Raw genomic sequence first — 21899 nt, 5'->3', positions numbered from 1 at the left:
CGCGGAAGCCCGCCGTGCATCCGGAACGCTCACGGCGCCGCGGTGAAGGACCGTTCCTCCTGGAGGGCGGGGTACCTTCCCGCGGTGCCGGGAAACCTGCCCGCGAGGGGCCGGGGGCCCGTCGCTAGAACGCCGAGAGCGTCAGACGCAGGCCGGTGGGCGCCGTGTCCTGGATGTACGAGGCGAAGTCGGCCACGTCGTCGAAGGCGAAACCGTAGGCCCTGCCGTCCTCGGTGGCCGAGTGGACGGCCTTCGCGTAGTGGTTGGTGAGCTCGGTCCGGTAGAACACCGAGGCGTCGGTGGTCGGCTGGTCGGGGTGGCTGAGCAGGGTGGAACGGTTGAATCCGGCGCCCAGTACCGCGGCGACCGGGCCGGTCGTGCCGTCGTTGGGGGCGGCGAGCGCGCCGTCGCAGAAGAGGACGTCCCGCGTCGACGGCTTGCCGAAGGAGACCTGGGCGGGCCCGTCGAAGGTGAACCGGTCTCCGCGGACCCGCCCGGTGAAGGTGCCGGCGTTGGTGGTGACCCTGAGGTCCCGTCCCGTGTAGGTGCTCCACACCTCGTCGATGTACGGGGCGAGGTAGTCCTTCGCGAACAGGCCGGCGTCCAGCCCGTGGCCCGGGGCGATGATCCGGGTGTCGTCCACGACGAGCCGGGAGAACGCCTCCACCTGCTTGACGGCGGCGAACGCGGCCGCGCGGCCGCCCTCGCGCACGGTGCCCGTCGTCTGGTCCTTGGCGCCGGTGAGCCGGATCCCCATCGGCACGCTGAACATGTCGACCATCGTCGTGTTGCAGAACATGCCCGAGGAGTTGTAGGTGAACTCGGCGCAGTCGTGCAGCACGCCGTAGTTGGGGTCGGACGTGACCCAGCCGGCCGGGTACTGCAGAGCCGCGTTGCCGTCGCCGTCCGTGACGACCTTGAACTTCAGCTTCTCGCCGAGCGAGACGTAGATCCGGCCGGACATGTACGGCAGGGACAGCTTGGTCTCGCCGCTGCCCGACAGGCCGATCGCGTAGTCGGTGAAGCCGTCGGGGCCGTTGTCGGACGCGGCGACCGGGACGACGGTGCCCTCGGGGGTGACCCGGACCTGACGGCCGTCCGCGTTGCCCACGATGTAGACGTGCACGTTCGCGTTGCCGAAGGAGCCGCTGCCGTTGACGATCGTCAGCGGCAGTGCGCCCGCCGCGTTGGTGCCGGCGCCCTGCCCGCCGGACTGGTCCGCGAGGGCGTGCGGAGCGATGGCCGCCGCCGCGGGGAGGGCCACGGCGGCACCGCCGAGGGCGAAGAGGACCTTGCGGCGGCCGACGGCGCGCTGGTGACGAGGAGTCATGTGGGGGGTCTCCCGGAGTGCTCGGACGGGTTCCTGACCACGCCGGCCGACCGGCGCGGCGAGCGAGAGAGAGCGCTCTCAGACGCTGCGCCGGGACCGGCGTGCGGCACTGATGCTAGGCACCGCGACAGCCCCCGCCAACGGTCCGACTTGTCCCCGGCACTCCGCTGACCTGCGCAGAAACGGGGGAGGAGTCAGGGCCCCACGATCACTTAACCGGCCTTTAAGGGCCCCTTAAGCCCGGCCGGGCGCGGGCGCCACGGAGCGCGTCGGGAACGCTCCGGTGCGCAGTCGCCTCGACCGCCGCCGGCCCCGTCAGCGTGTCCCGCTGTGCAGCAGCGTCTCCGCCGAGGCCAGCACCTCCGTCACCCGGAGGGCGAACGCCGCGTCGCAGGGGTGCGGGGTGCCGGTGCGGGCCGCGGCGAGGAGGGCGTCCGCGGCCCGGGTGAGCGCCGGGACCGCGCCCTCCGTGGCCTCGGGCAGCACGGTGACCCCGGCCGCACCGCGCAGCTCGACCATCGCCCCGGCCGCCGCCGGGGGAGCGGTCAGGCTCAGGGTGAGGCTGCTCGACGCGCCGCCCGCGTGGTCGAGCACGAGATGCACGGTGTCCCCGGGACCGTACGCGGCGGCCGTGACCCGCCGCGGGGCGCCCAGCACCGGGAGCAGCACGGACAGGGCGTGCGGGCCGACGTCCCACAGGGCGCCCTTCTCCCGCCGCCACGGGGAGTCGGCGAACGGATTGCCCTCGGAGGTGAACACCGCACCGAGCCACTGCGCCCGCCCGGTGAACCAGCCGCCCACGCCCGCCTGTTCGGTGATCCAAGCCTCCGGGCCGGGCTGGAAGCGGGTGGTGAAGAAGACCACGGAGGCGACCCCGGCCTCCTCGGCCGCCCCGACCACCGCCCGCCCCTGCGCCACGGTCGGCGCGAGCGGCTTGTCGAGCAGCAGATGGCACCCGGCCCGCGCCGCGCGCACGGCGAGGTCCGCCTGCACCGCGGGCGGCAGCGCCACGGCGACGGCGTCCACGTCGGCGAGGAGCGCCCCGACGTCCTCGTACGCCCGGATGCCGTGCAGCCCGGCCAGCTCCCCGGCGGCGTCGGGCCGGCGGCCCCACACGCCCGCGAACTCGAGGCCGGGGTGTCCGCTCAGCGCGGGGGCGTGCACCGCCCGCGCCCAGGGTCCGGTGCCGAGCAGTCCGATCCGCATGCCGCCGCCTCTCCGGGCCCCGCGGCGGCCGCCGGACCGGTGTCCCGGCGCGCTCCGCCCGCGCGCTCCGGTCAGTACGGTGATCCCCGCCGGAACGCCGTGTCAACGGCCGGCCGCCCGCCGAAGGCGGGGCTCAGCCCTCGGACCGGGTGATGTCGACCATCCAGGGGATGCCGAAGCGGTCCGTGCACATCCCGAACACGTCCCCCCACATCTGCTTCTCCAGCGGTACGGCCACCGAGCCGCCGTCGGACAGCTTCTCCCAGTAGCCGCGCAGCGCGGACTCGTCGTCACCGCTGAGGCTCACGGCGAAGTTGTTGCCCGGGGCGTGGCTCATGCCCGGCGGCATGTCGGCGCCCATGAGGGTGTGGCCGGCGGGACTCGCCAGCATGGCGTGCATGATCTTGTCGGCGTGGCCGGCTCCGGCCTGCCCGAAGTCCCCGTACGTGTTGAGCCGCAGCTCACCGCCGAAGACCTCCTTGTAGAACTCCAGCGCCTGCCGTGCGTTCCCGTCGAAGCTCAGATACGGGTTGAGGAGCGAGGCCATGACTACCTCCCGGAATGTCCGCATTGGGGAAACCGTGCGCAGCGTAACGCCGGGCGGCGGCGACCGCGCGGCGGCGGCGCCGCCCGGCCGGGAGCCCATTCAGCGCCCCGTCTGCTGAATGCGTTCGCTTTCTTCTATTGGATTTCGGGCCGCGCCGGGACCAGGCTGGTACGCGCTTTCCAGGACCGTGCGACAACAGCCGGAAGAGGTCACTCGCATATGAACACCCGCCGTATCGGTGAGGTCGAGGTCGGCGCCGTCGGGCTGGGCGCGATGCCCATGTCGATCGAAGGGCGCCCGGACGAGGCCCGCTCCCTGGCCACCCTGCACGCCGCGCTGGACGCCGGTGTCACACTGATCGACACCGCCGACTCCTACCATCTGCACGCCGACGAGGTCGGCCACAACGAGGCCCTGATCGCCAAGGCGCTCGCCTCCCACGAGCGGGGCGGCGACGTCCTGGTCGCCACCAAGGGCGGTCATCTGCGCCCCGGGGACGGCAGCTGGACGCAGGACGGCAGCCCCGAACACCTGAAGCGGGCGTGCGAGGCGTCGCTGCGCCGGCTCGGCGTGGAGGCCATCGGGCTCTACCAGTTCCACCGCCCCGATCCCCGGGTCCCGTACGCCGAGTCCGTCGGCGCGCTGCGCGAGCTGCTGGACGAGGGCAAGATCCGCATGGCCGGCGTCTCCAACGCCGGCCCGGAGCAGATCCGGCAGGCCGGCGAGATCCTCGGCGGCGGGCTGGTCTCCGTGCAGAACAAGTTCTCCCCGGCCTTCCGCTCCAGCGAGCCGGAGCTGCGGCTGTGCGACGAGCTCGGCATCGCGTTCCTGCCCTACAGCCCGTTCGGCGGCATCGCCCGGGCCGGTGGACTCGCCTCCGACCACGCCCCGTTCGCGCGGATCGCCCGGGCGCACGGGGTGAGCGCGTACCAGGTGTGCCTGGCGTGGATGCTCGCCAGGTCGCCGGTCGTCGTGCCCATTCCGGGGGCGAGCCGGCCGGAGTCGGTCCGTGACTCCGCGGGCGCCGCCGGTCTCGTCCTGACGGCCGGGGACATCGCGGAGCTGGACGCCGGCTGAACCCTCCCGCCCGTCTCAGGCGCCGGACGCCCGGGGCGGGCACCCCGTGCACTGGTGTACTCCTGGCACGCGGGTGTAGAAAGCGCTTGCTGAGAAAGTCACAGGGGAGGACCACCACCCATGGCGTCGTCGCTGGAAAGACCGCTCGACCACCGCTACCGCGGCGAGCACCCGATCCGCACCCTCGCCTATCTGTTCCGCGCCGACCGCGGCCGGCTGGCCGCCGCCGTCGGCGTCTTCACGTTCAAGCACAGCCCGGTCTGGCTGCTGCCGCTGATCACCGCGTCGATCATCGACACGGTCGTGCAGCACCGGCCGATCTCACAACTGTGGACCAGCACCGGCGTCATCATGTTCATCCTGCTGGTCAACTACCCGCTGCACCTGCTGTACGTCCGGCTGCTCTACGGCAGCGTCCGCCGCATGGGCACCACCCTGCGCTCCGCGCTGTGCACCCGTATGCAGCAGCTCTCCATCGGCTACCACTCCCGCGTCAGCGCCGGTGTGCTCCAGGCCAAGGTCGTCCGGGACGTCGAGACCGTCGAACAGATGGTCCAGCAGACCGCTGAGACCGGGCTCGGCGCGCTCACCGTGCTCACCGGGGGGCTCGTCATCATCGCGATCCGCACCCCCGAGTTCCTGCCGGTCTTCCTGATCGTGGTCCCCGCCGCCGCCCTGCTCGTCGCCCGGCTGCGGGCCCGGCTGCGCACCCACAACGAGCACTTCCGCCACGAGGTGGAGACGCTGTCGTCCCGGGTGACCGAGATGACCCGGCTCATCCCCGTCACCCGCGCCCACGGTCTGGAGGGCAAGGCGCTGCGCCGGATGAACGGCACCCTGAACCGGCTGCTCAGCTCCGGAAACCGCCTGGACCTGGTCAACGGCCGGTTCGGCTCGCTGGCCTGGGTCGTCCTCAACGTCGTCGGCGTCTGCGTGCTGGCCGGGGCGGCCCTCATCTCGTACTACGGCGTCTGGGGCGTCTCGGCCGGCGACGTCGTGATGCTCAGCGCCTTCCTGACCACGCTCACCAACTCCACGACCACGCTGGCGGGGCTCGCCCCCGTCATCACCAAGGGGCTGGAGTCCGTGCGCTCGGTCGGCGAGGTCCTCCAGGCCCCCGAACTGGAGGACAACGAGGGCAAGGCGGAGGTCGGCGGACTGCGCGGCGCGATCACCTTCGAGGGCGTCGGCCACGCGTACGAGAGCGACGGACGCCCCGCGGTGCGGGACTTCACCCTCGACGTCGCCCCGGGCGAGACCATCGCGCTCGTCGGCGCCTCGGGCGCGGGCAAGTCGACGGTGCTCAACCTCGTCATCGGTTTCATCCGCCCGACCTCGGGCCGGCTGCTGCTCGACGGCGCCGACATGAACAGCCTCGACCTGCGCACCTACCGGCGCTTCCTGTCGGTGGTGCCGCAGGAGTCGATCCTGTTCGACGGCACCATCAGGGAGAACGTCGCCTACGGCATGGACGACGCGGACGAGGAGACGGTGCGGGCAGCGCTGCGCGACGCCAACGCCCTGGAGTTCGTCGACCGGCTGCCCCAGGGCCTCGACACCCTCGTAGGGGAACGCGGCGCCCGGCTGTCCGGCGGGCAGCGCCAGCGCCTGGCCATCGCCCGCGCGCTGATCCGGGACCCCAAGGTGCTGGTCCTGGACGAGGCGACCTCGGCGCTGGACACCCGCTCGGAGGCACTGGTGCAGGAGGCCCTCGCCCGGCTGCTGCGCGGCCGCACCACCTTCGTCGTGGCGCACCGGCTGTCCACCGTGCGCGGCGCCGACCGGATCGTGGTGATGGCGGACGGCCGCATCCAGGAGATCGGCACCCACGAGGACCTGCTGCGCCGGGGCGGGGCGTACACGGCGCTGCACAGCGGGCAGGTCGCCTGACAGCCGGTCAGGGTGCGGCGGTTTTCGGTCAATTGCGGCCAGTCGAGCAAATGGGGTGAGTGGTTCCGCCTGGTTCGGGCATACGCAGCGAAAACCAGAGAGGGGCGCCACGTGCTCGCACCGGATCCGAAGGTCGTCAGAGAGCTGCTGACGCGGTACGCTACGCTGCGGATAGCTCAGGCGGAACGGTTCTCGCCGGCGGCCGCGCGCGAACTGGAGGACGTCGGCCGCACGCTCGTCGCCATGACGGGGGCGTCCGGCGTCCATGAGGCCGTCGCCCTGGCGGACGCCCTGCTCGACCAGGCGCGCCGCGCGCCCGGCCGGGCACCCGGGGCCGAGGGGGAGAGCGGCCTGTCGCTGGCGGTCTGAGCCGGCGGGCCGCTCACCCGCCGGCCGCGGGGACGGCGCGCCGCCCGCTGAACGTCGAGCGGTAGGCGTGCGGAGTGGTGCCGACCACCTTGCGGAACCGCTCGCGGAACGCCGTCGGCGACCCGAACCCCGCCTGCTGGGCGATCCGTTCGACCGTGTGGTCGCTGTTCTCCAGCAGGTACTGCGCACGCCGCACCCGTGCCCGCAGCAGCCACTGCAGGGGTGTGGTGCCCGTCTGCTCGCGGAAGCGACGGCTGAAGGTGCGCTCGCTCATGCCGGCCCGTGCCGCCATCGCCCCGAGCGTGACCTCGTGCGCCAGGTTGTCCCCGATCCAGTCCAGCAGCGGCTCGAGGTCCGAGCCGCGGGGCACCGGAGGGTGCTCGTGCACGATGAACTGTGCCTGGCCGCCCTCCCGCTCCAGCGGCATCACCGACATCCGGGCGGCGTCCGCGGCGACGGCCGAGCCCAGGTCGCTGCGGATCATGTGCAGGCACATGTCCAGCGCGGCGGCGGCTCCGGCCGAGGTGAGGATCCGGCCGTTGTCGACGTAGAGCACGTCCGGCCGCACGTCGACCTCCGGGAAGGACCGGGCCAGCAGGCCGGCCGCCACCCAGTGCGTGGTGGCGCGCAGACCGTCCAGCAGCCCCGCCTCCGCCAGCACGAACGCGCCCACGCACACCGACGCGATCCGGGTGCCCGCCCCGGCCGCCTCGCGCAGCGCCGCGAGCACGGCCGGCGAGGGCGGCGGCGACCCTTCGGCGCGGCCGGGGACGACGACCGTGTCGGCGTCCGCCAGGGCTTCCAGTCCGCGGTCGACGCGCAGGGTGAAACCGCCGTCCGCGCGCACCTCGGGCCGCTCCGCGCAGAGCCGTACCCGGTAGGGGCGCCGGCCGTCCGGCAGTCGCGTTTGGTCGAAGACCTGCATCGGGGCGGCCATGTCGAAGGGGATCACCCCGTCGAGCGCCAGAATCGTCACGGAGTGCATGAACGCCACGATAGGCCGGTTCCCGCCACACGCGGGAGCCGGGGTGAAGCGGAGGCGGCGTACGAAACCCCCGCTCGGAGGGGTTGGCGGGAACCCGTGGGAAACTGGCGTTCCAGCCTCTGGGTGATCATCCGGCGGGCCCCTAGCGTGAGCCCGGCACCGCCGACCACACCAGGGAAAGAGTTCCGGTGACCAAGCTCCTGCTGTCCCTCCACGTCCTCGCCGCCATCATCGCCGTCGGTCCCGTCACCGTCGCGGCCAGCATGTTCCCGCCGGCCGTCCGCCGCGCCGCCCCGGCGGACGGCGGGGGCCCCGCCGGGACGGCGGTGACCACCGTCGCGCTGCTCCACCGCATCTGCCGGGTCTACGCCCGGGTGGGCGTCGCGGTGCCCCTGCTCGGTCTCGCCACCGGTCTCGCGATGGGCGTCCTGGGCGACGGCTGGCTGATCACCTCGATCGCCCTGACCGCGGCCGCCGCCGGAGTCCTGCTCGCCTTCGTGCTTCCCCGGCAGGACGAACTCGTCGGGGAGCTGACCGGGCGCGGCGTCGTGGAACGGCGGAGCACGGTCCGGCTGGCCATGTTCACCGGGGTGTTCAACCTGTTGTGGGCGGCCGTCACGGTCCTGATGATCGTCCGCCCCGGCTCCACGACCGGGGCCTGACCCTGCGGGAACCCACCGGTGTGCCCGATGTGCGCCGCACATCCGGAGCATCCGTTCTGTGACCCGTTGTACCGGGGAATTCCCCCTTCGGACTGTTCGGCCGCCTAGACTCTGCAATCGCGTCCCGCACCGGGGCCGACGAGCAGAAAGGCACGTTGACGCGTGTTCCAGGATTCCCCGATCTACGACCGACTCATCGCGGAGTGCGGCGACGTGCCCGCACAGGTGCGCCGTGAGGCCGAACGCGTGAGCAGGGAACTGGAGATGGTCATGCGGCCTCTGCAGTCCCCGGGCTACGGACCGGGCCTGGACCGGCCGCAGTCCCCGGGCAACGGCTGGCAGCGCACCGCCCTGCTGCCCGGACCGCGCACGCACTGAGCCCGCACGGCGGCGGCCGCTCACCGCACCGTGCTGCCGGCCTCGTCGAGCTTCGAGGGGCCGTCGGGTATGGGACGGGAGAGCCACTCGGCGATGGCCCGGGCGATGGGCTGTCCCGTCTCCACCTCCACGAACCCGAACTGCCCCGACTGGTTGCACTCGAGGAACCACCACGTCCCGTCGGAGTCCTCGGCGAAGTCAAACGCGCCGTACGCCAGTTCGGCCCGGCGCAGATAGGTGCGGACGGCGTCCGCGATGCGCGGCGGGACCCCGGCCGGCTCCCAGGGCGACCCGGGGGCGGCGAAACGCACGTCCACCTCCTTCGGATCGGCGTCCGGCGCCGTCGCCTTGCGGGCCGCGAGCAGCCGCTCGCCCACCACGGTGAGCCGGATGTCGGCCCGCTTGGCGATCCGGCGCTGCAGCAGCGTCGGCCCGAAGGCGACCGCCGAGAAGTCCGTGTCCGGCGCCACCCGGCTGGTCGGCACGGCCCGCGGCGGATCCTGCGGATGCGCCCCCGACACCGGCTTGACCACCAGGTCCGGGAAGCGTTCGGCGAACTCCCGCGCGGCCCGCGGGAACGTGGTGATCACCGTCGCCGGCACGGGCAGGCCGCAGCGCTGGGCCAGGCGCAGCTGCCACGGCTTGTGCCGGGCCTGCCGGGCCGCGTCCGGATGGTTCATCCAGCGCGCGTCGCAGCCGCGCAGCATGCCGTAGAGGGCCTGCGAGGCCTCCTCGGTCAGCCACGCCGACGGCTGTGCCGCGTGTCCGGCCGGGGTGCCGGGCCGGCGCACCCACACCGACCGCAGGCCGCCGAGGCTCACCAGCCGGCCGCCGGTGGACAGATGGCCGCGGAAGCGGCCGTGCACATACTCGCCGGACAGCGAGACGCCCCCGGTCAGATCGGCGGGGTCGAGGCGCACCACCGGCACACCGGAGCCGTTCAGATGGACGACCACCATGTCGGCGGTCACGTCCTCCTCACTGGTGAGGATCAGGACGGTCATCGTCTACCGTCCGCGTTCAGTCGTCGAAGTGGGTCTTGGAGCCCGCGGTGGACGTCGTCGTCCCCACCTCGCGCAACAGTGCGTGGTCGCAGGCCGCGATCCGTCCGTCGCCGAGTACGTTCAACTGCAGTCCGGAGTCATACGCGTACGGAGTGGCAACGGCCAACTCCACCGCCGGACGTGCGTAGTTGAGCGCGAACGGTTGCATCGTCTCTCCCTCGTCGGTGCTGCGCCGAGCAGGCAACGGCCCGCTGTGCGCCGCCGCTTGGTCCGCCGACTTCTTTTGGCTTCCAGAGACTTATACGAATCGAACGGGGGGTTGGTTTCCTCACGGAGCGTAATCGTCGGCGGGTTGCCGACCGTGCTTGCCGAGGGCCGCTCCGGGGGCCCGGGCGCCGGAGGAACCCCGCATGGTGCGCAGTGCGAGCAGAAGTACGCCCATGTCGTCCAGGTACACCGGATCGGGCAGCAGATCGGCCGGCAGCACGAGGTAGAGGACCGCGCCCCAGAACACCCAGCGGGGCCCGGTGGGCAGCCCCGCGTGACGCAACTCACGCCGGGTGCGGACCAGTCGGACCAGCACGGCGACGGCGCCGGCCAGCACCGCGGCCGCCAGGACCGCGGCGACGATGAGCACCACGGTGGTCGTCTCCAACGGACTGCCCTCCTTCTGAGCCGTGCCGCGGTCCCGCCGCGGCACACCCCTCACAGAGCGGATTCCCGCTCACGGCGCCGGTATGGCGTCAGGGACCGGCCATGCGCGCTCGCGTCCGATGCCCGGCGCGAACCGTGCGAAACACCGGAACGCCGCAGCTCATCCCGGTGGCTCAGCCAAGTGGCAGCGAGCGGTGGAGGCACCTAGTAATGGTCATCAGTCTTCCCCTGGAGCCGATCATGACCACTTTCCCCTCCTCGTCCTCCCCGAACGAACCGGTCATACCCGGCGAGGCGGCCGTCCCGCCGCCCTCCGCGACGACGGCCGCCGCGACCGGCACCCACCACACGGAGCGGGCGCCCTCGTACCCGCCGGTCCCCCCGGCGCACCCGGCCGAGGCGGAACCGCGGCCGCCGGACCCGCCGTACCCCGGCTCCCCCTACGATCCCGTCGCCACGGTCGACCTCGTGGACCCCGTCGACGGCCGGGCGGCCCTCCTGGATCCCCCGGACCCGGCGCCCGGGAAGCCGTACGGCGATCCGGTCGGCGACCTGGTGCACACCGCCGTGTCGGACCGGCCCCTGGAGGACGTCGCCGACCTCATCACCGCGCTGGAACGCTCGCCCGAGCACACGCGCTCCGTGGTGGACGCGCTCCGCACCGCCGGGATCGGCCGGTCCGTGGAGGACGTCACCCGTCTCGTGGCCCTGCTGACCCTGCCGCCCCGCGACGCCGCGAGCGCTGACGAGACGATCCGCGCGGCGGCGGCGCACCGCTCCGTCGAGGACGTCACCCGCCTGGTGGCGCTGCTGCACAGCGAGCCGCTGGCGCCCCACTGCCGCGAGGAGGCGCTGCGGGCGGCGGCGACCGGCCGGTCCGTCGACGAACTGGTCGAACTGATCGACCGGCTGGCCGCGCAGCGGCCGGTGACGGTGCCCGCGCGCACCGGGGACGAGGCCCCCGGCCCGGAACGCGCCCGTCGCCCGCGCAGGCTGCTGTTCGCCGGGCGCGGCGACGGGCGTCCACGCCTGCCGCGCCGCTCGCCCGCGCCGGTCGTCAGGTCCGCGGTCTGGCCGAGCTGGCTCGCGGCCGTGGCCCTCGCGGTGTGCGCGGTGACCCACTTCCCGCTGCGGCACGACGGTGTCTCACTGGGCCTGCACGCCTACACCGTCGGCCTCTCGGTGCTCTGCACGGCGCTGGCGCTGATCCTGGTGGTGCGCCCCGGCGCGGTGGTGCTGGCAGGGGCGTTCGTGGTCCCCGCGCTGCTGGCCGCGGCCCACGCCTACGGCGGATCCTTCCCGTCCGCGGTGCTGTCCAGGTCCCTGGACCTCGCCCTCGCCCCGGCCTGGCTCAGCGCCCCGGCCGCCTTCGCCGCGGCGCTGCTGGCACTGGCGGCGTTGGTAATACGGGTGGCGTCCCCGCTCTCCGACGGCCGCTGGACGCCGTCGCCGGCTCCGAAGGCCCGCCGCGTGACGGAGTGACGGTGATCTGAAGCCTGTCGCACCACCCACCCGTGCCGCTCCCCGGAGAGGACGGCCGCCCGCGGACGGCGGGCGGCCGTCTAGCGGTGCTCCGCGGACGGTTCCTCCGGCTCCGCGCGCTGGGGTCTGGGGCCGGGCTTCAGGCGTTCCAGAGTGCGGGTCAGCTGCTGGAAGGGGGAGGCGGCGCGGGAAGCGGAGGGCTGCGCGGGCTCCGGGACTCCGGCCTGCTCCCGGTACGCGGCCAGCGCCTCATGGGCGCTCTCGGCGGCCTCGCGGTAGAGGTCCCGGGACTTGGTCATCGCCTCGAGCGCCTCGGCGTACATCGTCACCAGCGCCCGCTGGCGGGCGAGTTCCTCCGCCGTCGTCAGCAGGCGCCAGTCCTCACGGAGCGACGTGAGGACGTCCCCCGCACCGTCCGGCAGGGCGCGCGGCAGCGCGTCGAAGCGGGTCACCGCGTCGACGAGGTCGGCCGGTTCCGTGCCGTCCAGGTACACCGCGCGCACCGCGAACGCGTCGGCGCCGTACCCCTCGGGGGCCGGGCTGCCCGGCAGCACCACCGCCCCGCCCCGCGGCACCTCCACGCCGAACTCCCGCAGCGCCCAGTTCGCCACCCGCGACTGCTGGGGCGTGGCCCGGTGCTCCACCACCCGGTCACGCAGCCCCGGCGGCAGCCAGCGCGCCAGCGGCACCCGGCCGCGCTCGTCCGTGGTCATGGCCTCGTGGACGACGACATGGATGTGCCACGGGTCGCGCGCGCAGTCGCGCAGCAGCCGGCGTACGGCCTTGTCGTCCTCCGGCAGCGGGTTGATCCGGCCCGGCCGCACCCCCGTCACCGGGTCGGAGTTCCACGCGGCGTCCGGCTCCGCCGGCCAGAACATGCCGGCGGGCGACGGCCAGGTCTGCTCCCAGGGCTGCTCCGCCTCCGCGACCAGGGTCCAGTCCCGGCCCTCGGCCGTGTCCGGCGCGAGGATCAGCCGGGCGCGCACGACGACCTCGTCGCCGACCCGCGTCCGGCACTCGAACACCAGGTCGGGGGCGGTCTCGGCGGCGGGGAGTTCCAGGAAGTCGTCGATCTCCTGGCCGGCCTTGAGCCAGTGCAGGGTGTGCCGCAGCACCGTGTCGGGTGTGGAGCCGGTGTGGCGGCCGCGGGCCAGCCAGACCGTGGGAGGGACGGTGGGGCGGGCGGTGGAGGAGGTCGGCATGGGTCCAGTCATGAGCGGGGGCACGGGCTCCTGCCAGTATCGTCGCCGTCCGCCGGCGGGATGAGCCGGGGTTCCGCCGCACGGCGTGTCGCGCGCGGGGTGTGCGCGGCGCACCTGTGGTGACGGCGTTTCACCCGTGTCCACGGCGGTGCCGGCGTCGCCACAATGGGTTCCGGGCGGGGCCGGCCCTCCATCCGCACCGGGGCCGGCCCCCCGCGTCCGCGGACGGCTCCCCTCCCGCGGTGCGGCGGAAGCGCGGACCCTACCAGTGGCGCCGCGCCCCTGTCGCATATTCCACCGGAAAACGCCAAAGCCCTCACCTCGACTGAGCACACACCGTAGCGTCGACGTCACGTTCGCGGTACAGCCGTGCGAGAAGGGGGATCCGGCGTGCCCGGAATCGACGAGAGCCTGCTGGAAGCCATGCGACTGCCCGGAGCGCGCGGCGCCCTGGTGGTCGACTGGATCAGCGGGCTCGCCCTGGGGGCGGTGGGCGAGGCGCCCGGCGGTGACACGGAGGCCACGGCCGCGGAGACCGCCGAACTGGCCCGCCTGGCCATGGAGAGCGGCACGCTCGCCCCCGCCGGCGGCGGGAGCGCCGGGACGGGCCGGGAACCAGCCGTCGACGACCTGATCCTCACCACCGCGGACGCCTACCACCTGCTGCGGTTCGTCATCACGACCTTCGACAGCACCGTGTTCCTGTACCTCTGGCTCGACCGCGCCGACGGCAACCTCGCCCTGGCCCGCATACGGCTGGCCGAGATGGCGGACCGGCTGGTGCTGGGATGACCACGGCCCCGTGCGCGGACGGATCCGCGCCCGAACTGCTCGGCACCCTCGCGGCCGACCACGCGACCGGGGCGCTCTCCACCGAGTCCGGGATCTTCTACTTGTCGGCGGGACACGTCGTCCACGTGGAATCCGCCTACAGTCCCGATCTCGGCGACCTGCTCACCCGCAGCGGCGCGGTCGCCCCGGCCGGCTGGTGGGAGGCGGTCGAGCGGGCCGGGTCCCGGCAGCGCGTCGGCCGCCAGCTGGTGGACAGCGGGCGTCTCACCACCGGCGCGCTGGAACTGTGCCATCTGGGCGCCCTGTTCGACGCGGCCTACTTCGCCCTCACCCACCACGGCACGACGCTCCGCTTCCGCCCCGGCGTCGCGCACTGGCTCGGCGCGGTCCGTCCGGTGCCGGTGGCGACGGTGCTCCACGAGTCCCGGCGCCGACGCGACCTGCTGCACCGCATCTGGCCCGACCCGGCCGTCGACACCGCCCCGCTCACCCGCGTGCCCGGCGCCGGTCCCGCCGAACTGCCGCCCCGCCGGGCCCGCACCCTCGGCCAGGTGGACGGCGCGCGCACCGCCGCGCAGATCGCCTCGGCCCTGGCCCACCGCACCTTCCACACCCTCGTCGAACTGCGCCGCCTGGCCGCCGGCGGACTGGTCGCCCCCGCGCCACCCCCGCCCCCCACGCCCCTCCACACCGTCCCCGACGCGGGCGGCACGGCGTGGGACGAGCCCGACACAGCACTGCTGAAACGGCTCCTGGACGCCTTGGAGGCCCTGTGATCCGCGCGCGCCGGCAGCGTGCCGAAAGGAGACTGCTCATGGCCGTCGAGACCGACGTGCTGGACGAACTGCGCCGGCTCCGCACCCGGATACCCAAACTGGCCGGCTCCCTCGCGGCCACCGTGGACGGACTCGTCCTCGCCCACGACGTGCCGGAGACCGAACCGGAGGGGCTGGCCGCGCTCACCGCGGCCGCGCTCGGCGTCGCGTACCGCATGACGGACGCCGCGGGCCGCGGCGACTTCCGCGAACTCCTGGTACGGGGAGCCCAGGGCTACATCGCGACCTACGCGGCGGGCACCACCGCCGTCCTCACCCTGCTCGCCGACGACCGCGTCAACGTGGGCCGGCTGCACCTGGAGGGCCGGCGCAGCGGCGCCCGGATCGCGGAGCTGGTGGACACCCACATCGGCCCGGGCGGAGGGCGGCACGCCGAGCGGTTCACGGCCCGGGACGCCCCGGGGGCGGCACGGGACCCGGCCCGGCCGATCGGCACCCTCCCGGTGCGGACCCCGCAGCGGCCCGCACACCGGCCCCGGCCCCAGCCCGGCGGCTGACCCAGACCTCTCCCCGGCCGGGCGCCTCCGCACGACTCCGCTTCCGGCCCGAAACAGCAATCCCGACGAAAAGGACACTTCCCATGGCCAACACCGAGACCTCGCTCAAGGAATGCCTCGGCGCCATCGACGGCGCGACGGCCGTCGCGCTCGTCGACTACACCAGCGGCATGGCCCTCGGCACGCTGGGCGGCGGCAAGGACTTCAACCTGGAGGTCGCCGCCGCCGGCAACACCGACGTCGTACGGTCCAAGCTGCGCACCATGGAACTGCTGGGCCTGAACGAGGAGATCGAGGACATCCTGATCACCCTCAACAGCCAGTACCACCTGATCCGTCTGCTCAAGGGGCGGGGCGGCAACGGGCTGTTCCTGTACCTGGTGCTCGACGGGAGCCGGGCCAACCTGGCGATGGCGCGGCACCAGTTGCGCCGCATCGAGTCCGAGCTCGAGGTCTGATCCGCGGCCGGTGTCCTCGGCGCCGCCGGCGGCGCCGAGGACACCGGCCGGTCAGTCGGTCCCGGGCAGCCACAGATCGGGGCCGAAGACCTCGTAGTGGATGGCGCGGGCGGGCACCCCGGCGTCGAGCAGCCCGCCCCGCACGGCACGCATGAACGGCAGCGGACCGCACAGGTACACCGTCGCGTCCGCCGGAACGCCGACCCCCGCGAGGTCCATCAGCCCGGTGCGGGCGCCGGGCTCCTCCGGGCCGGGACGCTCGTACCAGAAGACCGCTTCCGCGTCCGGCAGCGACTCCACCGTCTCGCGGGTCTCCGCCCGCAGGGCGTGCTCGTCGGGCGAGCCGTCCGCGTGCAGGACCAGCACCCGCCGGGTGGAGCCGGTCGCGGCCAGCCGGGCGAGCATGCCGAGCATCGGGGTGCAGCCGATACCGGCCGAGACCAGGACCAGCGGGGTGCCGGCCTCGTCGAGCGCCACGTCGCCCGCGGGCACGGACAGGACCAGCTCGTCACCGGTGCCGACGCGCTCGTGCAGCATGCGGGAGACCTCCCCGTCCGGTGCGCCGTCCGCTCCGGCCACCCGCTTCACCGTGATACGGCGCAGATCGCCGCCGGGGTCGGAGGACAGGCTGTACTGGCGCAGCTGGTGCACCCCGTCGGGCATGCGCAGCCGCACGCTGACGTACTGGCCCGCGCGGGCGACCGGGGCGGGCCCGCCGTCGGCGGGACGGAGCAGGAAAGACACCACGTCGGCGGTCTCCTCGTGCCGCTCCACGACCGTCCACCGGCGCCAGATGTCGCCCGGCGCGACGCCCGCGTCGTGGTAGAGGCGCGCCTCCCGCGCGATGAGGGCCCCGGCCATCAGCCAGTACACCTCGTCCCAGGCGGCGGCGACCTCGGGCGTCACCGCGTCGCCCAGCACCTCGGCGATCGCCCCGAACAGGTACTTGTGCACGATCGTGTACTGGTCGTCGGTGACGCCGACGGCGACGTGCTTGTGGGCGATCCGGGACAGCAGGGCGTCCGGGCGGATGTCCGGGTTCTCGAGCAGCGCCCCGGCGAAACCGGCTATGGACCCGGCGAGCGCCCGGCGCTGCGCGCCACTGGCCTGGTTGCCCCGGTTGAACAGGCCGTCCAGCAGCTCGGGCCGGTCGCGGAACATCGAGCCGTAGAAGCGCGTGGTGATCTCGTCGAGCGCCCCGGCCACGGCGGGCAGGGTGGCCCGCAGTACCGCGGCGGACTCTTCGGACAGCATGGGGCCTCCCAAGGGCGGGACGGAGCAGGGGGGTTGGCCGCGGATCCGGTCCGGCGGCAGCATCTGTATAGCAATCCGACCGGGCTGTTTCCGGGGGTAACAGGGGTCCTGGCGGCAACGCGGGACCGTCGTCCCGCCGGAACGGGACCTCCGGCCCCCCGCGGGCACCGCGGGGCAGGGCCGACCGGCCCTGACGCCGGACCCCACCGCCGCCGGCCGGCGTCCCCGGCCGTCCGGCCACCCGGCCGATGCCGTACCGTCACCTTTACTGGACCGTTACCGGTGCGCCGCCGGGCGACGGCGTCGGGACGAGGGGACGGGAGGCACCCGGGTGGCAGGCTCCGAGCGGGACGAGGACGACCGCGTACGGCTACCGCAGCTGAGGCTCGACGAGCTGCTGGAAGAGCTCCAGGCGCGGATCGACGCGGCCCGCGGCACCCGCGACCGGGTGCACAGCCTGCTGGAGGCGGTCCTCTCGGTCGGCCGGGAACTCGACCTGGAGCAGGTGCTGCACAGCATCGTGGAGGCCGCGGCGGCGCTGGTGGACGCGCAGTACGCGGCGCTGGGCGTGATCGGCCCGGACGGCAGGCGGCTCTCCGCCTTCCACACCGTCGGGGTGAGCGAGGAGGCGATCGCCCGCATCGGCCACTACCCCGAGGGCCACGGCATCCTCGGCGAGCTGATCCGCCACCCGGAGCCGCTGCGGCTGGCGAAACTCTCCGACCACCCCGCCTCGTACGGATTCCCGCCGCACCACCCGCCGATGAACACCTTCCTCGGAGTCCCCATCCGGGTCCGCGACCAGGTCTTCGGAAACCTGTACCTCACCGAGAAGCGGGGCGGGGCGCAGTTCGACGAGGAGGACGAGTCGGTCCTGTCCACCCTCGCGGTCGCGGCCGGCGTCGCCATCGACAACGCCCGGCTGTACGAGGAGTCCCGGCTGCGCGAGCGGTGGCTGCGGGCCAACGCCGAGATCACCCACGGCCTGATGTCGGGCAGCGAACGCGGCTCGGCGCTCGCGCTCATCGCGGAACGCGCCAGGGAGATCACCGGGGCCGCCCTCGCCGTGGTCGCGGTGCCCGTGGCCGACACCGACGCGCTGACCGTGGAACTCGCCATCGGACAGGACGCCGAGAGCCACCGCGGGCTCGTCGTGCCCGTCGACGACGGTCTCCTCGGCCGCGCCTTCACCGGCGTCGCACCCGTCACCAGCCCGGACGTCGCCCACGACGACCGGGCCTTCCCCGGTCCCCGAAGGCACACCGGCCTCGGTCCCGCGGTCGCCGTGCCCATCGGGTCGGGCGAGGGTGTGCGCGGCATCCTGCTGCTGGTGCGGAAAACCGGCGGCAACGCGTTCACGGACAAGGAGATCGAGCCGCTGCAGGGGTTCGCCGCCCAGGCGGCCGTCGCGATGGAACTCGCGGAACGCCGCCAGGACGCCGAGCAGATCGCCGTTCTCGAGGACCGCGACCGGATCGCCCGGGACCTGCACGACCTGGCGATCCAGCGGCTGTTCGCCACCGGCATGACGCTGCAGAGCGCCGGCCGGTTCATCGAGCACAAGGAGGCCTCGGAGCGGGTGCTGCGGGCCGTGGACGACCTGGACGAGACCATCAAGATCATCCGGTCGACCATCTTCGGACTGCGCGCGCCCACCGGCCCGGGCGCGGGCGGAACCGGCCTGCGGGCCCGCGCGGTGCGGGTGGTCGGCGAGGCCGCGCCCGTGCTCGGCTTCCCTCCGAGCGTGCGGATGGAGGGCCTGCTCGACACCCAGGTCTCCAGGGAGGCGGCCGACCACGCGGTGGCGGTCCTCTCCGAGGCGCTGACGAACGTCGCCCGGCACGCCCGCGCCGACCGCGCCGAGGTGGTCCTCGAGACCGACGGCCGCGAGTTGACACTGACGGTCGAGGACAACGGAGTGGGCATCCCCGCCGGGGGCCGTCGCAGCGGGCTGCGCAACATGGCGGAACGCGCCGAGCAGCTGGGCGGCACGCTCGACGTCACCGGCTCGGCCGGCGGGGGCACCAGGCTGCTGTGGCGCGTGCCGGCGGGGGAGCGGTAGCCGGCTCCGGCGTGTGTGCCGGGCCCCCGGGGGTACTCCGGTGGTCGACCGCCGGCCGTGCCGGCCCTCCGGCCCCCGGCCGGCGCGGGTCTCACCGTCGGTGACGACCTCGGGACGGACCGCCGCGGGGGCACGGCGCCGCGCGGCACCCACCTGCGGGAGGAGCTCGCAGTGACGGGCTGGACCTGGGAGCACGAGGGGTACGACCCCGCCGACGCGCCCCTGAGGGAGTCGCTGTGCACCCTGGGCAACGGATACTTCGCCACCCGGGGCGCGCTGCCGGAGTGCTCCGCGGACGAGGTGCACTACCCGGGCACGTACGCGGCAGGCATCTACGACCGGCTCACCTCCGAGGTCGCCGGGCGGCACGTCGAGAACGAGGACATGGTCAACCTGCCGAACTGGCTGCCGCTGCGCTTCCGGCTGCCCGGCGGCACCTGGCTCGGTCCCGACGCCGCGACCGTGCTCGACCACGGCGAGACCCTGCACCTGTCCTCCGGGCTGCTGGAGCGCAGGACGCGGTACGGACTCGGCGCGCAGCGGGCGCTGCTGGTGCGCCAGGAGCGGTTCGTGCACATGGCGGACCCGCATCTGGCGGGCCTGCGGACGGAGTTCACCGCCGAGGGCTTCTCCGGCACCCTGGAGGTGGAGGCGGCGCTCGACGGCGACGTCACCAACTCCGGGGTGCCGCGCTACCGGGACCTCGACGGCCGCCACCTGACCCATGTGCTCACCGGCACCACCGCCGCGGACACGGTGTGGCTGCGCTGCCGCACCCGCACCTCGGACATCCGGATCGCGCTCGCCGCCCGGCTGACGTCGCCCGCCCCCGTCACCAACCGGCACGACCGCCCGCGCGCCCTGCAGACCACCCGTCTGGAGCTGGCCGCCGGACGACCCGTCACCGTCGACAAGGTCGTCGCCCTGCACACCTCCCGCGACCCCGCGATCAGCGACCCGCTGCACGCCGCCGTGGACCGGGTGGTCCGGGCGGGCGGCTTCGACGAGCTGCTCCCGGCCCATCTGACGGCCTGGGACCAGCTGTGGCGCCGGGCCGAACTGGACGTGCCCGGTGAGGCGGGCCGCATCCTGCGGCTGCACCTCTTCCACGTGCTGCAGACCCTCTCCCCGCACACCGCGGACCTGGACGTCGGGGTCCCGGCCCGCGGGCTGCACGGCGAGGCCTACCGGGGGCACGTCTTCTGGGACGAGCTGTTCGTCCTGCCGTACCTCAACCTGCACTTCCCCGAGGTCTCCCGCGCGCTGCTGCACCACCGCCACCGGCGCCTGGAACGCGCCCGCACCGCCGCGGGGGACGCCGGGCGCAGCGGCGCGATGTACCCGTGGCAGAGCGGCAGCGACGGCCGTGAGGAGGCCCAGCAGCTGCACCTCAACCCCCGCTCCGGACGCTGGCTGCCGGACCACTCGCACCTCCAGCACCACGTCGGATCCGCGATCGCGTACAACGTCTGGCAGTACTGCGAGTCCAGCGGCGACCAGGAGTTCCTGCACACCAAGGGCGCCGAGATGCTGCTGCAGATCTCCCGCTTCTGGGCCGGCTCGGCCACCTTCGACGACCGGCTGGGCCGGTACCGGATCACGGGCGTGGTAGGCCCCGACGAGTACCACGACGCCTACCCGGACGCCACCGAACCCGGCCTGGACGACAACGCGTACACCAACGTCACGGCCGCCTGGGTGCTCGCCCGCACCCTCGACGTGCTGCGCTCCCTGCCCGAGCCGCGGCGCCGTGAACTCGACCGGCGGACCGGGCTGGACGCGGCTGAGCTCGAGGAGTGGGAGGAGATCTCCCGCACCCTGCACGTGCCCTTCCACCACGGGGTCATCAGCCAGTTCGAGGGCTACGGCGAACTCGCCGAACTCGACTGGCGCGGCTACCGGCACCGGTACGGCGACATCCGGCGCCTGGACCGGCTGCTGGAGGCCGAGGGCGACTCCGTCAACCGGTACCAGGCGTCCAAGCAGGCGGACGTGCTGATGCTGGGCTACCTCTTCTCGCCCGCCGAACTCCAGGCGCTCTTCCGCCGGCTGGGGATGAGCCTGGACGAACGGACCTGGCGGCGCACCGTCGACCACTACCTGCACCGCACCAGCCACGGCTCCACCCTCAGCGGCCTGGTCCACGGCTGGGTGCTGGCCCGGGCCCGGCGTGCGGACGCGTGGAAGTTCTGCCAGGAGGCTCTCCAGGCGGACATCGCCGACATCCAGGGCGGCACCACGGGCGAGGGCATCCACCTGGGCGCCATGGCGGGCACCCTTGACCTCGTGCAGCGCGGACTGACCGGGCTGGAGACCCGGGGCGGAGCCCTGTGGCTCGACCCCGTGCCCCTGCCGGAACTCAGCTCGTACGGCTTCACCCTGCGCTACCGCGGCCACTGGGGCGTCCGGCTGCGGCTGGAGCACGGTCTGCTGGAGATCGCCGTGCCCTCGTCCGGCCGCGCCCCGATCGAGGTGCACCTCCCGGACCGCACCGTGCGCCTGAACCCGGGGGAGACGGACCGTCCGGCCCTCCCGGAGTGACCGCCGGGCCTGATCACTTGTGGAACGTCACGTACCCGTTGCCGTCCGGGTCGGAGCCGCGCTTGGTGTAGGCGTGCACGTCGGCCCGGCTGCCCGTGGGCTTGTAGAGGTAGACCGTGTCCTTGTCGTTGTTCCACATGAAGTTGCAGTTGTCGCGGTACACGACGTTGTTCCCGTCGGAGTCGGTGCCGTTGCCGCCGCGCAGCTTCACGTGGTCGCCGGGCTGGAGGTAGTGGTTGGCGGTGAAGACGAACCTGTTGCCGGCGGCGTCCTTGACGACGTACCCCCTGAGGTTGACCGTCTTCGACGACGAGTAGTTCCTGATCTTCAGGTACTCCTGGTGGGTGTTGCCCCCGGAACACCGGTTGGAGTCGGTCCCGGGCGCGTCGTACTGGATCCCGCTCACCTTGAGCGCGGAGGTGTACTCGGCGGCCTGTGCCGGAACGGCCGTCAGCGCGGCCAGCGCGCCTGCGGCGGCGGTGGTGGCGACGGCGGCGGTGCGTATGCGCATGAACTCATCCCCCCTGTATGGCCCTTCGGTGAGGGCCATGTGGTTTTTCTGTGAAGCCGGATCGTACACACGGCGCCGCGAATCTCACCCACCGGGGTGAGTGCCAGGGCATGCCGTGGACGCGCCGAGCGCCCGTTCGGTCCGGGGAACCGGACCGAACGG

The 21899-nt window shown here is 73.6% G+C and carries 22 protein-coding genes; 12 read left to right on the top strand and 10 right to left on the bottom strand.

Features of this window, described 5'->3' with window-relative positions:
• Window positions 1–124: 124 nt before the first annotated feature.
• The 3 genes from CNQ36_RS02475 to CNQ36_RS02465 all read right to left on the bottom strand — a co-directional run bounded on the left by CNQ36_RS02475 (window position 125) and on the right by CNQ36_RS02465 (window position 3083).
• The gene (locus tag CNQ36_RS02475) at window positions 125–1330 is read right to left on the bottom strand and encodes a glycoside hydrolase family 64 protein (protein WP_121544745.1); all 1206 of its coding nucleotides are present in this window, start codon (window positions 1328–1330) and stop codon (window positions 125–127) included.
• Between the two features lie 315 nt (window positions 1331–1645).
• Window positions 1646–2536 (bottom strand): Gfo/Idh/MocA family protein, encoded by an 891-nt coding sequence (locus CNQ36_RS02470; protein WP_121544744.1) that lies wholly within the window; start codon window positions 2534–2536, stop codon window positions 1646–1648.
• A gap of 133 nt (window positions 2537–2669) precedes the next feature.
• Complete coding sequence (locus tag CNQ36_RS02465) at window positions 2670–3083, bottom strand: VOC family protein (RefSeq protein ID WP_121544743.1); 414 nt, start codon at window positions 3081–3083, stop codon at window positions 2670–2672.
• 219 nt (window positions 3084–3302) lie between these two features.
• On the opposite strand from CNQ36_RS02465, the gene CNQ36_RS02460 reads away from it, so the two are divergent.
• The 3 genes from CNQ36_RS02460 to CNQ36_RS02450 all read left to right on the top strand — a co-directional run bounded on the left by CNQ36_RS02460 (window position 3303) and on the right by CNQ36_RS02450 (window position 6419).
• Window positions 3303–4160: an aldo/keto reductase gene (locus tag CNQ36_RS02460; RefSeq protein WP_121544742.1), complete on the top strand. Its 858-nt coding sequence runs from the start codon at window positions 3303–3305 to the stop codon at window positions 4158–4160.
• A gap of 120 nt (window positions 4161–4280) precedes the next feature.
• Window positions 4281–6050: an ABC transporter ATP-binding protein gene (locus CNQ36_RS02455; RefSeq protein WP_121544741.1), complete on the top strand. Its 1770-nt coding sequence runs from the start codon at window positions 4281–4283 to the stop codon at window positions 6048–6050.
• Between the two features lie 111 nt (window positions 6051–6161).
• On the top strand, window positions 6162–6419 hold the full coding sequence (locus CNQ36_RS02450) for a DUF5133 domain-containing protein (RefSeq protein WP_040907988.1): 258 nt from the start codon (window positions 6162–6164) through the stop codon (window positions 6417–6419).
• Window positions 6420–6432: 13 nt separating this feature from the next.
• Here the strand turns inward: CNQ36_RS02450 and CNQ36_RS02445 are convergent, their stop codons facing one another.
• Window positions 6433–7404, bottom strand: coding sequence for a GlxA family transcriptional regulator (locus CNQ36_RS02445; RefSeq protein ID WP_121548335.1), 972 nt, complete (start codon window positions 7402–7404; stop codon window positions 6433–6435).
• 188 nt (window positions 7405–7592) lie between these two features.
• On the opposite strand from CNQ36_RS02445, the gene CNQ36_RS02440 reads away from it, so the two are divergent.
• Window positions 7593–8066, top strand: coding sequence for a hypothetical protein (locus CNQ36_RS02440; RefSeq protein ID WP_121544740.1), 474 nt, complete (start codon window positions 7593–7595; stop codon window positions 8064–8066).
• Between the two features lie 162 nt (window positions 8067–8228).
• Entirely contained in the window at window positions 8229–8444 is a 216-nt protein-coding gene (locus CNQ36_RS02435; protein WP_121544739.1) for a hypothetical protein, read from the top strand.
• Window positions 8445–8464: 20 nt separating this feature from the next.
• On the opposite strand, the gene tgmB is transcribed toward CNQ36_RS02435, so the two are convergent.
• From tgmB to CNQ36_RS02420, 3 genes are all read right to left on the bottom strand, one after another.
• The gene (tgmB, locus tag CNQ36_RS02430; RefSeq protein ID WP_121544738.1) at window positions 8465–9448 is read right to left on the bottom strand and encodes an ATP-grasp ribosomal peptide maturase; all 984 of its coding nucleotides are present in this window, start codon (window positions 9446–9448) and stop codon (window positions 8465–8467) included.
• Window positions 9449–9464: 16 nt separating this feature from the next.
• Entirely contained in the window at window positions 9465–9656 is a 192-nt protein-coding gene (tgmA, locus tag CNQ36_RS02425) for a putative ATP-grasp-modified RiPP (RefSeq protein ID WP_004935783.1), read from the bottom strand.
• 120 nt (window positions 9657–9776) lie between these two features.
• Window positions 9777–10103, bottom strand: coding sequence for a YkvA family protein (locus tag CNQ36_RS02420; protein ID WP_040907990.1), 327 nt, complete (start codon window positions 10101–10103; stop codon window positions 9777–9779).
• A gap of 239 nt (window positions 10104–10342) precedes the next feature.
• On the opposite strand from CNQ36_RS02420, the gene CNQ36_RS02415 reads away from it, so the two are divergent.
• Complete coding sequence (locus CNQ36_RS02415; protein WP_163013182.1) at window positions 10343–11584, top strand: hypothetical protein; 1242 nt, start codon at window positions 10343–10345, stop codon at window positions 11582–11584.
• An 80-nt stretch (window positions 11585–11664) separates the two neighbouring features.
• Here the strand turns inward: CNQ36_RS02415 and CNQ36_RS02410 are convergent, their stop codons facing one another.
• A complete protein-coding gene (locus tag CNQ36_RS02410) occupies window positions 11665–12786 on the bottom strand; it encodes a hypothetical protein (RefSeq protein WP_121544736.1) in 1122 nt (373 codons plus the stop codon).
• Between the two features lie 390 nt (window positions 12787–13176).
• Here CNQ36_RS02410 and CNQ36_RS02405 point away from each other — a divergent pair, with 390 nt between their 5' ends.
• The 4 genes from CNQ36_RS02405 to CNQ36_RS02390 all read left to right on the top strand — a co-directional run bounded on the left by CNQ36_RS02405 (window position 13177) and on the right by CNQ36_RS02390 (window position 15369).
• Window positions 13177–13578 carry a hypothetical protein gene (locus tag CNQ36_RS02405; protein ID WP_004935792.1) on the top strand — a complete coding sequence of 134 codons (402 nt, stop codon included), beginning with the start codon at window positions 13177–13179 and terminating at the stop codon, window positions 13576–13578.
• Window positions 13575–14354: a hypothetical protein gene (locus CNQ36_RS02400; protein ID WP_121544735.1), complete on the top strand. Its 780-nt coding sequence runs from the start codon at window positions 13575–13577 to the stop codon at window positions 14352–14354. Before CNQ36_RS02405 ends, CNQ36_RS02400 begins: the two co-directional genes overlap by 4 nt.
• Before the next feature lie 38 nt (window positions 14355–14392).
• Window positions 14393–14911, top strand: a complete 519-nt coding sequence (locus CNQ36_RS02395) for a roadblock/LC7 domain-containing protein (RefSeq protein WP_121544734.1) — start codon at window positions 14393–14395, stop codon at window positions 14909–14911.
• An 83-nt stretch (window positions 14912–14994) separates the two neighbouring features.
• Window positions 14995–15369 (top strand): hypothetical protein, encoded by a 375-nt coding sequence (locus CNQ36_RS02390; protein ID WP_121544733.1) that lies wholly within the window; start codon window positions 14995–14997, stop codon window positions 15367–15369.
• A 51-nt stretch (window positions 15370–15420) separates the two neighbouring features.
• Here CNQ36_RS02390 and CNQ36_RS02385 read toward each other — a convergent pair whose 3' ends face one another.
• Window positions 15421–16623 carry a globin domain-containing protein gene (locus CNQ36_RS02385; RefSeq protein WP_121544732.1) on the bottom strand — a complete coding sequence of 401 codons (1203 nt, stop codon included), beginning with the start codon at window positions 16621–16623 and terminating at the stop codon, window positions 15421–15423.
• 331 nt (window positions 16624–16954) lie between these two features.
• On the opposite strand from CNQ36_RS02385, the gene CNQ36_RS02380 reads away from it, so the two are divergent.
• Complete coding sequence (locus CNQ36_RS02380; protein WP_121544731.1) at window positions 16955–18685, top strand: sensor histidine kinase; 1731 nt, start codon at window positions 16955–16957, stop codon at window positions 18683–18685.
• 171 nt (window positions 18686–18856) lie between these two features.
• Window positions 18857–21226, top strand: coding sequence for a glycoside hydrolase family 65 protein (locus CNQ36_RS02375; protein ID WP_121548334.1), 2370 nt, complete (start codon window positions 18857–18859; stop codon window positions 21224–21226).
• A gap of 13 nt (window positions 21227–21239) precedes the next feature.
• Here the strand turns inward: CNQ36_RS02375 and CNQ36_RS02370 are convergent, their stop codons facing one another.
• Window positions 21240–21737, bottom strand: coding sequence for a lamin tail domain-containing protein (locus CNQ36_RS02370; protein ID WP_121544730.1), 498 nt, complete (start codon window positions 21735–21737; stop codon window positions 21240–21242).
• Between the last annotated feature and the right edge of the window lie 162 nt (window positions 21738–21899).

Origin of the sequence: Streptomyces fungicidicus, assembly GCF_003665435.1 — a bacterium.
GTDB classification, from domain to species: domain Bacteria; phylum Actinomycetota; class Actinomycetes; order Streptomycetales; family Streptomycetaceae; genus Streptomyces; species Streptomyces fungicidicus.
This window is presented reverse-complemented; position numbering and strand designations above follow the sequence as displayed.